10 protein-coding genes are annotated in these 12,856 nt (G+C 59.6%); 3 read left to right on the plus strand and 7 right to left on the minus strand.

Annotation, left to right across the window (positions count from 1 at the left end):
- Positions 1 to 4: 4 nt before the first annotated feature.
- Entirely contained in the window at positions 5 to 1,246 is a 1,242-nt protein-coding gene (locus DEIPR_RS09885) for a TCR/Tet family MFS transporter (RefSeq protein WP_013615686.1), read from the minus strand.
- A 350-nt stretch (positions 1,247 to 1,596) separates the two neighbouring features.
- Positions 1,597 to 2,235 (minus strand): nitroreductase family protein, encoded by a 639-nt coding sequence (locus tag DEIPR_RS09890; RefSeq protein WP_013615687.1) that lies wholly within the window; start codon positions 2,233 to 2,235, stop codon positions 1,597 to 1,599.
- Between the two features lie 83 nt (positions 2,236 to 2,318).
- Between DEIPR_RS09890 and DEIPR_RS09895 the strand changes: the two genes are divergently transcribed.
- Together DEIPR_RS09895 and DEIPR_RS09900 are read left to right on the plus strand one after the other, a co-directional pair.
- Positions 2,319 to 2,696, plus strand: a complete 378-nt coding sequence (locus DEIPR_RS09895) for a winged helix-turn-helix transcriptional regulator (RefSeq protein ID WP_013615688.1) — start codon at positions 2,319 to 2,321, stop codon at positions 2,694 to 2,696.
- Positions 2,697 to 2,769: 73 nt separating this feature from the next.
- Positions 2,770 to 3,096 carry a cupin domain-containing protein gene (locus DEIPR_RS09900; protein WP_013615689.1) on the plus strand — a complete coding sequence of 109 codons (327 nt, stop codon included), beginning with the start codon at positions 2,770 to 2,772 and terminating at the stop codon, positions 3,094 to 3,096.
- 88 nt (positions 3,097 to 3,184) lie between these two features.
- Here DEIPR_RS09900 and DEIPR_RS09905 read toward each other — a convergent pair whose 3' ends face one another.
- Positions 3,185 to 3,706, minus strand: a complete 522-nt coding sequence (locus DEIPR_RS09905; protein ID WP_013615690.1) for a hypothetical protein — start codon at positions 3,704 to 3,706, stop codon at positions 3,185 to 3,187.
- An 89-nt stretch (positions 3,707 to 3,795) separates the two neighbouring features.
- Positions 3,796 to 5,097 (minus strand): cytochrome P450, encoded by a 1,302-nt coding sequence (locus tag DEIPR_RS09910; RefSeq protein WP_041222091.1) that lies wholly within the window; start codon positions 5,095 to 5,097, stop codon positions 3,796 to 3,798.
- Between the two features lie 218 nt (positions 5,098 to 5,315).
- On the opposite strand from DEIPR_RS09910, the gene DEIPR_RS09915 reads away from it, so the two are divergent.
- Positions 5,316 to 7,898 (plus strand): NACHT domain-containing protein, encoded by a 2,583-nt coding sequence (locus DEIPR_RS09915; RefSeq protein ID WP_013615692.1) that lies wholly within the window; start codon positions 5,316 to 5,318, stop codon positions 7,896 to 7,898.
- Positions 7,899 to 7,973: 75 nt separating this feature from the next.
- Here the strand turns inward: DEIPR_RS09915 and gcvP are convergent, their stop codons facing one another.
- From gcvP to gcvT, 3 genes are all read right to left on the minus strand, one after another.
- Positions 7,974 to 10,817 carry an aminomethyl-transferring glycine dehydrogenase gene (gcvP, locus tag DEIPR_RS09920; RefSeq protein ID WP_013615693.1) on the minus strand — a complete coding sequence of 948 codons (2,844 nt, stop codon included), beginning with the start codon at positions 10,815 to 10,817 and terminating at the stop codon, positions 7,974 to 7,976.
- A 373-nt stretch (positions 10,818 to 11,190) separates the two neighbouring features.
- A complete protein-coding gene (gcvH, locus tag DEIPR_RS09925) occupies positions 11,191 to 11,553 on the minus strand; it encodes a glycine cleavage system protein GcvH (protein ID WP_013615694.1) in 363 nt (120 codons plus the stop codon).
- Between the two features lie 71 nt (positions 11,554 to 11,624).
- The gene (gene gcvT / locus DEIPR_RS09930; protein ID WP_041222093.1) at positions 11,625 to 12,689 is read right to left on the minus strand and encodes a glycine cleavage system aminomethyltransferase GcvT; all 1,065 of its coding nucleotides are present in this window, start codon (positions 12,687 to 12,689) and stop codon (positions 11,625 to 11,627) included.
- Between the last annotated feature and the right edge of the window lie 167 nt (positions 12,690 to 12,856).

Genomic DNA, 12,856 nt, shown 5'->3' on the forward strand with positions numbered 1-12,856 from the left:
CCGGTCAACCCTTACCCGCAAGCCGCTCATTCCTGCGAAAAGCCCGCAGCGTCAGCCCGATGCCCGCCACCATCAATGCGGCGGCCATCAGGAACGCCGCGCCGGGGAAATGCAGGCCCAGAGGAGCATGCTCGGCGGTAAAAGCGGCAAACACGCTGGTCGCCAGCAGCGGCCCCACGATGCCCACCACGCTTTGCAGGCTGGTGATGGCCCCCTGCACGCGGCCCTGCTCCGAATCGGCCACCTGACTGCTCACGTAGCCCTGAATGGCCGGCTGCGCCAGGCCCGTGATGGCCCCCACCACTAGCGAAAAGTACAGTAGCGGCGTAGTGTTCGCCACCGAGAGAATCAGGAACTCGGCCACGCCGAAGCCCAGGCCCACCAGCAGCGTCTTTTTCTCGCCCCAGGCACTGACGGCCCGCCCTACCAGGAAGGCACTCACCAGCGCCGACAGCAGGCCCGACACGGCCAGCGCCACCCCGTTCTGGCCCGCCGTCCAGCCCAGCACCGCTTCGGTGTACAGCACCCAGGTGGTAAAGATGACCTGCATGGCGAGGCCCACCAAGATGAACACGCCCGTGAGGTTCCGCACGGCAGGGTAAGCGGTCAGCGCGGCCAGGGGCTTGAGGGGATTTACTTCGGCCCAGTTCCAGCCAGGCGTGCGCTTCCCTGGGGGCAGCGATTCGGGCAGAATCAGCAGGCCGTACAGCCAGCTGAGCGCCGAAATACCCGCCGCAAACAGGAACGGCACCCGCAGGCCGTAGTCGCCCAGCAGCCCACCCAGCGCAGGCCCCAGGATGAACCCCACACCGAACATCGCCCCCACCTTGCCGAAGTTGGCGGCCCGCTCCTCGGGCGGCGACACGTCGGCAATGTAGGCGTTGATCACCGTCAGGCTGGCCCCCGTGGCCCCCGCCACCATGCGGCCCAGCAGCAGCCACCACACACTCGGCGCGAAGTACAGCACAAGGTAATCCAGCGCCATGCCCGCCGTCGCCACCAGCAGCACGGGCCTGCGGCCGAAGCGGTCGCTCAGGCGGCCCAGAATGGGGGCCATCAGAAACTGCATCACCGCGTAGGCGGCGGTCAGAATGCCGATCATGCGCGCTCCGGCAGCCTCGGACCCGCTCAGCTCCTTGACCAGCCCCGGCAGCACCGGCACCACCAGCCCGATGCCCATCACGTCGATCAGGACCACGATAAGGATAAAGAGCAAGGTGGCCGGGCGGCGGGGTGGCTGAGTCATAGCGCTTCAGCTTACGCGCTGGGCACCAGCGAAAGATCAGCCAGATGGCCTAGAGGATTTGCCAGAAAGACAGTTATCTTTTCGGCGAGTGGACTGGTACAGCTTTGCCAGAAGAGCGGGGGCAAAACAGCAGAGTCGGACGAAGCATGGAGTGACGACTGATGCTTTTCCAGTGGGCACGTAATTCTGCGAACGGCTCTGGCGGCAAAGTGTACGGGAGGCGGAAAAAACGGGGAGGTGCACGCCACAGTGCAGACCGCAGTGCAGACCACACGGCACTTCCTTAAAAAAGCGTGGGAGCCGCTGTGGCCCCACACGCTCTTTCTGTCTCTCGCCGCCTGCTGGCCGGCTTACTTCCAGGCCGTGATGCGGTCCACGCTGTGGCGGTGGTGCGGAAAGCCTTCCTCGTCACGCTTGCCGATGGGCAGGATACCCGCGAACTCGACGTGGTCGGGCAGGTTCAGCAGCTTCTTGACCTCAGAGGGGTCAAAGCCCAGCATCGGCACGGTGTCGTAGCCCATGCCGCGTGCCGCCAGCATCAGGAAGCCGAAGGCGATGTTGGCCTGGCTCAGGGCCCATTGGCCGCGCTGCGCCACGTCCTGGTCCTGGAACTGACCGCGCAGACGGTCGGCCCGCATCTTGATTTGCTCCTCGTCCATGCTGGCGGGCAGGGTTTCTTCCACGTTGCTCAGCACGTCTTCCATATCGGCATACACCACAATCACGGCGGGGGCGCTCGTCACCTGTGACTGGTTGTAGGACACGGCCTGCAGCTTTTCTTGCAGTTCCTTGTTCTGAATCACCACGAAGCGGGTGGGCTGCACGTTGTTGGCGGTGGGGGCCAGGCTGGCAAGGCGCAGAATCTCGCGCAGGTCGTCTTGATTCATGGGTTCCTGCACGAACCGGCGAATGCTGCGGCGGGTTTCGATGGCGTCCTTGACGGACAGGAGCTGGTCGGCAGTCAGGTGGGCAGAAGTCACATCGGTCATGGGGACAGGCTAAAACGCTTAGGTTTATTTTGTCAAGCACTATAATTCTTGGAGTGATTTGCCCGGCGCGCTAGACTGGCGGCATGACCTCTCCTTCTCCACTTTCCGAACATCCGGCCGAATTCTGTCCGGTGTACCGGGCCATCGGTATCCTGCAGGAAAAATGGGTGCTGCACATTATCCGGGTGCTGCTCCAGCAGGAGATGGGCTTCAACGAGCTGGCCCGCGCCGTGGGCGGCTGCAACTCCGCCACCCTGACCCAGCGCCTGGACCATCTGGAACGCCTGGGCATCGTCAGCAAGCGGCTGGAGGACGGCCCTACCCGCCTGGGCCGCAGCGTGTACGCCCTGACCCCCGCCGGGCAGGAGCTGCAGGTGGTGATTGACGCCATCGGCAGCTGGGCGCAGGCGCACTTGCCGGCCCAGGCCATTCCCGACGCTCCGGCTGCCCCCTCATCCTGAACACCGGCTGCGCTCAACGTCCCTTCAACGCCGGCCTCACCCGGTGCCCCGGCGCAGCGCCCAGACTGGGCCTATGACCGACAACATGACCTACAAAGTAAGCCGGGGCGAAACCCGCCACGGCGAGAACGGCGAACACCATCTGGTTCAGGGCGAAAACAGCTCCATGCGCCTGTGGCACAACGAGCAGCCCAGCGACACCGCCGACAAGCAGCCCCACGCCAACGACTACGAAACCCTGGGCTATGTCATCAGCGGCCGGGTGGAGTTGACCGTGGAGGGCGAGACCCTGACCCTGGAAGCCGGCGACTCCTACCTGGTGCCGCGCGGCAAGCAGCACACCTACCGCGTGCTGGAGACCCTGAACGCAGTGGAAGTGGTCACGCCCGCCCAGGGCTGAAGGCCTCTCCCCCACCCGGAAAGCAAGAAAGCCCCAGGCAGCATGCTGGGGCTTTTTTCGTCGGCGGGGACAGGCTTGGGTCAGTGGGCTACTTTACCCGCGTCAGGGTGCAGGGCTTGAGGCCTGCTGCCACGCCGGTGCCCACATAGGCCTGGTAGGTGCGGTTGGTCCACAGGCTGTCCAGGCTGGCGGTCTGCACGTACACGCCGGTCTGGGCCTGGTTCACCTCGGCGGCCGAACTGCGGACCACACAGAAATCGAAGAAGCGCAGGTCAAAGGTGGTTTCTGCACGCCCGGCCACAATGACCGAGCGCCCCTCGCCACGTGGCACGAAGCGGAACAGGTCCTGGCTGCGGCCGGTGGTGGTGCTGCGGGGCTCGGCCGTGTAGGCCACGGTGCCGTCGGCCAGCAGTTCGCGCGGGCCCACCGTCAGCTGTCGCGACAGCTGCACCGGGCCGGCCGCGCCGGGACTGCCCACCTCGGCCGGGGTCAGCATCAGCCACTCCTGCCCTGCCGCAAGCGGCGACCCGCTCAGGTCCGGGGCCGTAATCGCGGGGGTGCAGGCTGTCAGCGTCAGCCCCAGCGCGGCCGGGAAAAGAAGTCTGTTCATCACGGCCCAGCATAGGGCAAGGGCAGATGAAAAGTGGCGGCAGGCCGGGGCTCCCGGCTACCGCCCTGCCCCCGCTCTGCGGCCAGGGATTACAGGCGCACCAGCCGCAGCCCCGGGTCGGGCGCCAGCTGTGAGGCGTGGAAAGGGCGCATGCGGTAATCGGGCGGGAACAGCCGCAGGCCGTCCGTGCCCACGATGGCCGAAATCAGCGTGGCCAGCAAGGTTTCGGCCATGCCCGCGCCCAGGCAGGTGTGGGCACCCGCGCCGTAGGGGTTCAGGGCATTTTTCTGCCGGTGCTCATTGCGCGGGGCCAAAAAGCGGTCCACATCGAAGCGCTCGGGCCTGCGGAACAGCGCCGGGTCACGCTGCGACGCCATCAGCGCCATCATCAGCTGCTCGCCCTGGCGGATGCGGCAGCCCTGGAACTCGAACTCCTGCCGGGCGTGGCGGGTGACCATGTTGGCAATCGGGTGGTAGCGCATCACTTCCAGCACCAAGGCGTGCAGCACCTTCAGCTCGCGCAGTCGGCCTGCGGGCAAGCCTTCGGCCAGCAGCGGGTCTATCTCGGCGCGCAGCCGGGCGTACAGCTGCGGGTCGCGGTAGGCGTGGTACAGCGACAGGGTCAGCACGTTGACCACCGTATCCAGCCCCGCCACGTAAGGCAGCAGCATCATGAACAGCAGCTCTTCCTCGTTCAGCAGGTCCGGGTTTTCGCGCATAAACGCCCGCAGGTCGCGCACATAGGGCGAAGGCAGCGAGTCCGCGTCCAGTGCCAGCAGCTCCTCGGCAGCCGCCCGCGCCCGCGCCTTGGCTTCCAGGTAGTTTTGCCGGGTCAGCGCCGAAGTGGGCCGGGTGCCCGCAATGTTCACTGCCAGCTGCGTGTGCCAGTAGGTGATGAAGTCGCGCAGGCTGTCGCCGGGGCGGCGGCCCAGGGTCAGCATGCCCACACAGTCGGCCACCAGCTGCTGGGCGAACTCGCCCACCACGAAGCTCCGGCCGTAGGGCACCGCCTCCAGCGCCTCATGCGCCAGCGACAGAACCAGTGGGATATTCTCCTGCACCCGCGTCTTGGCAAAGCCTGCCCGCGCCGCTGCCCGGTACCGGCGGTGCGCCTCGCCTTCCAGCATGGTCAGCACCTGCCGCCCCCCGAACTCGCGGATGACGTTCTCCCACATGGTCCAGGCATCGAACTCGCCCGCATTCCGCGCCATCGCCTCGGCAGCGGCTGGCCCGCCCAGCACCACAAATTCGCGGTTCAGCGCCCGCACCCGGAAGCAGGGGCCGTGCTTGGCGTACTGACTGTACAGGAAGCCTTCGGTGTCGCGGAGCAGCGCCGGAGCACTGCCCACCAGAGGAAAGCCGTCTGCCAGGGGCGGTTCGCGGAGGGTCATGGCCTTACTGTGGCACATACGCGGTGTCTGGGATACGGCGGCGTGGTGGCTGACTGGGTAGGAATTGCCTGAACCTGCTTACCCACTATGCCCAAGCCCCCGCCGCCCCCAGAAGGGAGCGAGGAGCGGGGGCTTGAGCTTTAGAGTTATAATCTTTCTACTTAAAAACTTTAACGCCAAATCGAAGGACTTCTAATTACAGTAATTAAGGAGCTACTATGGACTTCATACGAAAAAGGCTAGATGGAAAAATAAGAGTTGCTACCAGCAGAGATCAGAAAAAAGATATTATTGAACTAAACAGGGTTAAAATAGAGTATTATCTTTTTTGTATGCTTGGGGCTTTGTGGAACAAGTATTACGATTACTTGTCTCCAGAGCAGCGAGAAAATTTACTAAGAAAAATAAGGAAACCCTCGATAGGATCAGTTATAGATTGCATAAGCACTTTAGATGATGGGACTGGTGAAATTCTTAATGGAAGAGATAAAGTCTCAAAGTTGCAATCATACACCAAACTTAGGAACGCAAGAGTAGGCCATGGCTACATAATTGGCGATTTTGAACTTGAAACGATGCAAGAAATGGGAAATATATCTAAGTATATAGAGGACAACATAAATTTTGTAAATAATGATAAATCTTTTGTTATAGTAGAAAAGTATGAGGACAGGAAAGCTACAGGTATAATAATTAAGCCGAGCGGCGATATGTTTGGTTGGTCAAAAGATGATGCAGATGAGAGGTTTAAGCAGGGATCAGTCCTTACATATTCAGAAGAGAAGTATTATAAGGTGGACCCCTTTATTTTTATGGAGTCTGAGGAAAACGTTTACCTCTTTAAGGATATCGCAGATCTTCTTTCTGGCACCGCTACAATGAATAGTATTTTTATTGGTGATGTAAAAACTATTATAAGCCAGGAGTTCCGCAATCCGCAGTTCGATTGTGGTGATGACAGAGTGGTTAGACCAAGCGGAACTGTGTCAAACAAATATAAGAATAATTATGTGAGTTATATTACAATAGGGACTTTAAAGAAAAAAATCATGGATTTCCTGCGAAAAGACAGGGCCTCCGTTGCAGCGGTTCTTTGGGGTCATGGTGGAGTTGGAAAAACAGCTCTAATACAAAGCGTTTGTGACGATCTTTATAATTCTTCTCATAAAGATTTCGACTATATAATATTTACCTCTGCAAAAAACGTAAAATACAATATACAAACTGGCAACGTTGATGCATTAAGCAACAATATTAGCTCATTTGAAGATTTAATCAACGCTATAGGAAGCGTAATGTATCCTGAAGATGATTTCGATGCAGAATTAATACTCGACAGCCAGAGTAGGGTATTAATTATCATTGATGATTTTGAAACTTTTCCGCAGGAGGAAAAAACTAAAATTTCCTCATACCTAGCTAAGATGGACATTGATCGTCACAAAGTTGTAATTACCACACGGGCCCTTATGACCTTAGGCGTGGAGTTTCAAACTAATGAATTGACAAAAGCGGACACGAAAAAGTTTCTTGAGGAAATCATAAAAAGTGACTTCTACAATAACCCTACATTCGCACAGGATTTAATATCTCATCTTAGAGAAGATGAGATCGAAAGGATATTTGACATTACTAGTGGCCGACCACTTTTTATCTTACAGCTACTTGCCGCTTGGAAGGAAATGGGCGATATAAGGGAAGTTCTAGATAAGAAGGGGGATTTAAAATCCACCAGCTCCGCTATACAGTTTCTTTATGGGCGTATGTTTGACTATCTATCCGTGAATGCAAAGAAGGTGTTTACGACTATGGGTGCTTTAATAGATGGTACAGATGACCCAAACTTAATAGAGAAAGTATCTTATGCACTAGATATGCAAGACGACGATTTTGAGACAGCCATAAATGAGCTAGTTAAGCTAAAAATGATAGAACTTACAGACAATAGATTCTTCAGAGCTTATTCTAGAGAGATAGCAAAAATGATGACCTCTGAATTTTATGCATCGAGTGGCGATTTTCAGGATCTAATTAATTCTAAACTAGAGATACTTACTAAGGATAAGAATCTGGACAACCATACTGCCCTATTACAAGATGCAAATCTATCTCGCAGCAGTGATCCTGAAGAGACAGTAACAGAGAAATATCTATTAATTATTAATTCGACTAACACGGGGCCAGAAATAAGATTAGAGGCTATTAGAAATTTAGCGGAATATCTCGCGAGTTCTAGGGGAAAGATTGATAATGCACTGAATCTTCTAAGAGCTAATCATGAAAGCTTTGCCAATGATCCAGAGTATTTCATTATTCTATCTGACTATTGTGTTAGGGCCGGACAAAGGGACATGGCGGTTAAATACATCAGACGTTTCGTGAGAAATAAGCCAGAGCCCGCATGGAATTTGGAAGCCGTTAGACTTGAGATGAGCTGGCTCTTGCTTATGCACAAAGCTATTATTGAGATAGAACGCAGAGAAGAGATTATTAACAGCCAAAAATCAGGAGATAGAGAGAGACAGGAAGCTAACTCGAGAATGAGAGAGGTAATTTCCTCTGGTGGTCTAATTTTTGCACAATTGAAAGAAAGTAGTATTTTACAAGACTTTACACCGAGAGTAAAACAGAATATATTAGCTGGTTTAAATCAATATGTAACGATGTGTTATAAAATGTATCGCCTACAAGAGGCCATAGATGCGTGCAAATTCGCAATTAGGAATTTTCCCACGCATATGACACGCGATTTTGGTAGTAAATTGAGACAATCTGAAAGAAAGTTGAGCAGGAAGAACTGAAGCTATCTGAATAATAGATATTTGAGGCAGCCCCCATCCCTCGGAGGCTGCCTCATTCCTACTCTCTAGCTCTGGCTACGCCCCGATGTACTCCTCAATCGGCGGGCAGGAGCACACGAAGTTGCGGTCGCCGTACACGTTGTCCACGCGGTTCACGGCGGGCCAGTACTTCCACGCCTTCTGGTGCCCGCTGGGGAAGGCTCCCGTTTCGCGGCTGTAGGCGCGGGTCCACTCGGCGTCGGTCAGGTCCCTCAGGGTGTGCGGCGCGTGCTTGAGCGGGCTGTCGGCGGCAGCCATCGTGCCGTCCTGCACTTCCTGAATCTCGCGGCGAATGCTCAGCATGGCGTCCACGAAGCGGTCCAGCTCGGCCTTGGGTTCGGACTCGGTGGGTTCAATCATCAGGGTGCCGGGCACCGGGAAGCTCATGGTGGGGGCGTGAAAGCCGTAGTCCATCAGGCGCTTGGCGATGTCCTCTTCGCTGATGCCGCTTGCGGCCTTGAGCGGGCGAATGTCAATGATGCACTCGTGCGCCACCCGGCCACCGCGTCCGGTGTACAGCACAGGGTACGCCCCCTCCAGCCGCTTGGCGATGTAGTTGGCGCTGAGCAGCGCGACCTGGGTGCTTTCGCGCAGGCCCCTGGCACCCAGCAGCTTGATGTACAGGTAGCTGATGGGCAGGATGCTGGCGCTGCCGTACGGCGCAGCACTCACGGCTCCGGTCTGGCTGTCGCTGCCGTAGGCCACGCTATGACCGGGCAGGAAGGGAGCGAGGTGCGCCTTCACGCCAATCGGCCCCATGCCCGGACCGCCGCCGCCGTGCGGAATGGCGAAGGTCTTGTGCAGGTTCAGGTGCGACACGTCCGAGCCAATCAGCCCCGGCTTGGCGACGCCCACCTGCGCGTTCATGTTCGCGCCGTCCAGGTACACCTGCCCGCCGTGCCCGTGAATCAGGTCGCAGACCTCTTTCACATTCTCCTCGTACACGCCGTGGGTGGAGGGGTAGGTAATCATCAGCGCGGCGAGGTTGTCGCTGTGCTTCTCGGCCTGGGCCTTGAGGTCTTCAAAGTCGATGTTGCCCTTGTCGTCGGTCTTGACCACCACCACCTGCATGCCCATCATCGCGGCACTGGCGGGGTTGGTGCCGTGCGCGGAAGCGGGAATCAGACAGATGTTGCGGTGGCCCTCACCACGGCTCTCGTGGTACTTGCGGATGACCAGCAGGCCCGCATACTCACCCTGGGCGCCGGAGTTGGGCTGCAGGCTCACGGCGTCGTAGCCGGTGATGTCGGCCAGCCAGCGTTCCAGTTCGGCCAGCATTGCGGCGTAGCCTTCAGTCTGGCTGGCAGGCGCGAAGGGGTGCAGGCCGCCGAACTCGGGCCACGTCACCGGAATCATCTCGGTGGTGGCGTTCAGCTTCATGGTGCAGCTGCCCAGCGGAATCATGCCGTGAACGAGGCTGTAATCCTTGTTTTCCAGCGCCTTGAGGTAACGCAGCATGCCGTGTTCGGAGCGGTGCGTGTTGAACACGGGGTGTGTCAGGAAGTCGCTCTGGCGCTTGAAGCCTGCCGGGATACCCTCCACAGCGCCGCTGTCGAGCGCGTCCACGTCGGCGCTCTGGCCCGTCGCCGCTTCGATGATGTCCGCGAGGTCCTGCACGGTGACGGTCTCGTCGAGGCTGATGCTGACTTTGCCGCCTTCCACACGGAAGTTGATGCCCTTCGCTTCGGCGCGGCCCTTAACCTCGTCGCCGCCCTCAAAGGTCACGGTGTCGAAGAAGGTTTCATTGGTCTTGAGGCCCGCGTCGTTCAGCGCCTTCGCCAGAATGCCGGTCATGCGGTGCACGCGCTCGGCAATGGTCCTCACGCCTTCGGGGCCGTGGTAGACGGCGTAGGCGGCGGCCATGTTCGCCAGCAGCGCCTGTGCGGTGCAGATGTTGGAGGTGGCCTTTTCGCGGCGGATGTGCTGCTCGCGGGTCTGCATCGCCATGCGCAGGGCGGTGTTGCCACGTGCGTCCTTGCTCACGCCAATCACACGGCCCGGCATAGAACGCTCGAAGCCTTTCTGGCAGGCGAGGAACGCCGCGTGCGGCCCACCGAAGCCCATCGGGACGCCAAAGCGCTGGGCGCTGCCCACCACGATGTCTGCCCCCTGCTCGCCGGGAGGGGTCAGCAGGGCGCAGGCCAGCAGGTCGGTCGCCACGATCAGCGCCGCGCCGTTCGCGTGGACCTTTTCCGCAATGGGCGCGAGGTCCAGCACTTCGCCGTGCGTGCCGGGATACTGCACGAGCGCACCGAACGCTTCAGCGGGCACGTTGTCGGCGTGGCCGGTCTGCACTTCGTAGCCGAAGTACTCGGCGCGGGTCCGAATCACGTCCAGCGTCTGGGGGTGCACGTTGTCGGCCACGTAGAACACGTTGCCCTTGTTCTTGCCCTGACGCTTGGCGAGCGTCATCGCTTCGGCGGCGGCGGTGGCCTCATCCAGCAGCGAGGCGTTGCTCACGGGCATGCCGGTCAGGTCCTGCACGGCCTGCTGGAAGTTCAGCAGCATTTCCAGGCGGCCCTGCGAAATCTCGGCCTGGTAGGGGGTGTAGGCGGTGTACCAGCCGGGGTTTTCCAGCATGTTGCGCAGAATGACGGGAGGAACATGGGTGCCGTAGTAGCCCATGCCGATGTACGAGCGGAACACCTTGTTCTTGCTCGCCAGGGCCTTGAGTTCGGCCAGAGCCTGCGCCTCGGGCATACCGTCGCCGGTCTGGAGTGCGTCGTTGAACTGAATGGCCGCAGGCAGCGTGGTTTCGGTGAGTTCCTCAAGGTTGGAGACACCCAGCAGTGCCAGCATCTCGGCCTGTTCAGCCTCGCTGGGACCGATGTGACGGCGGGTAAAGTCGTTGGTTTGGAGCAAATCTTGTAGGCGGGTCATGGTTCAACTCCTTACAGGCCGGGGCGCGGGGAGCGGGTCAGAGAAGGCCACTGGGCCCCCGGCGGAACTGGGCTAAGTGAAACTGGGCTGAGCGCAACTGGTTTAAGAGCAACTGGTACAGAGGGGATTTCTGGGCCAGCCTAGAACCGCAGCGGCCGGCGCAACTGGGCTGGGAGCAACAGTTAAGCCGCTGCCACCTGCGCGGGAGAGGCTGCGGCCGGCTCCTCGTCTGAAACGGCGGGACGCTGGGCCCAGCGGAGGAAGGACATGCCCACTCACAGTGCAGACAAGGGAGCATCCATCCTCAGCAAATAAGCCACCAAGCTCCAGACGTCGCAGGCCCGCAGCTTCGTGGCTTTCTTCAGGCGTCCGCTCAGCTGTTCTCGGCGGTATAGGCCTCAGCGTCCATCAGGCCTGCGCTCTCTTCGGTCACTTCGATCTGGAACAGCCAGCCGCCTTCAAAGGGGCTTTCGTTGACCTTTTCAGGGCTGCCTTCCAGCTCTTCGTTGACCGCAACGATTTTGCCGCTGGCGGGGGCGTAGATGTCCGAAGCGGTTTTCACCGACTCCACCACGGCCACGGCTTCGCCGGCTTCCACTTCACGGCCCACTTCGGGCAGTTCCACGTACACCACGTCGCCTAGCTGGTCCTGCGCGTGGTGGGTAATGCCGACTTTGCCGTCCTGGGCCAGCCATTCGTGCGAGGAAGCGTACTTCAGTTCGGTGGGGTTGGTCATGGCAGGGTTCTCCTTGAGGGTGAGGGGGCGGGTTGGAAAGTGAAAAGGGCCGGAAAATCGCTCGGCGGGACTTATTTGGCTTTGTAGAACGGCAGCTCGGTGCGCTCGGCAGGGTGGCGCTTGCCGCGTACCTCCACCTCGAACGCGCTGGCGTCTGCGGCGTCCACGTCCACCAGGGCCATCGCGATGGGGTGGCCCAGCGTGGGGCTGGTGCTACCGCTGGTGACCACGCCGACATTCTCGCCGCCCAGCATCACTGGATATCCTTCCCGCACGGGAATCTTGTCCAGCTTCAGGCCGATCAGTTTCTGGCGGGGAGCCTCGTCCATCTTAGTGCGGCCCAGGTACGGCTTATCCTTGACCACCCAGGAGTAGGTGCTGCTCAGCGGGTGAATGTTCTCACTGAACTCGTGGCCGTACAGTGGGAAGCCGGCTTCCAGGCGCAGCGTGTCGCGGGCGCCCAGGCCTGCGGGAGCAATGCCGCTGGCCAGCAGGGCGTCCCACAGGGCTTCGCCTTCCGGCGCCTTGACGAACACCTCGAAGCCGTCTTCGCCGGTGTAGCCGGTGCGGGCGAAGAACACGTCATGGTCCAGCAGGCGGCCGGGGAAAAAGGAGTTGCGCTTGGCGGTCAGCAGGTCGGCGTCGGTGAACTCGTTCAGGGTGGCGGCGGCCTTGGGCCCCTGCACGGCAATCAAGACCCAGTCGTCCGACTCGTCCGTCATCTGCACGTCGTAGCCGGCGGCCAGGGCCTGCAGGTGTGCCCAGTCCTTGGCAATGTTGCCGGCATTGACCACCATCAGGTAGTCCTGCTCGCCTGCTTGGTAAATGTAGATGTCGTCGACCAAGCCGCCTTCCTCAGCCGGCAGCCAGTTGTAGTGGGCGCGGCCAGGCTTCAGCTTGCTGACATCGTTGGGGGTCACATGCTGCAAAAAGTCCAGCGCACCGGGGCCTCTAAAGCGGAACTGGCCCATGTGCGACACGTCGAACATGCCCACGTTCTCACGCACGGCCTGGTGCTCGGCTTTCAGGCCCGCGTACTGCACCGGCATGTCCCACCCGCCGAACGGCACCATCCGGGCACCAGCCCGCAGGTGCGCCGCGTGCAGCGGCGTACGTTTCAGGTTTTGGTTTTCCACGGCCCCACTGTAGCGAAAGGAACCGTGCCCCCGGCAGGTGGCACCCATGGCATGTCCGGGCGCCCCGGACGCCTGTGCGCCTTCCCGCAGACCCACTTTCCGGGGGTCAGGAGCCACGAAAAAACCTCCCCGGTTGGGGAGGCACAGGCCGTACGGAACACTTGGAG

Origin of the sequence: Deinococcus proteolyticus MRP (assembly GCF_000190555.1) — a bacterium.
Lineage (GTDB): Bacteria > Deinococcota > Deinococci > Deinococcales > Deinococcaceae > Deinococcus > Deinococcus proteolyticus.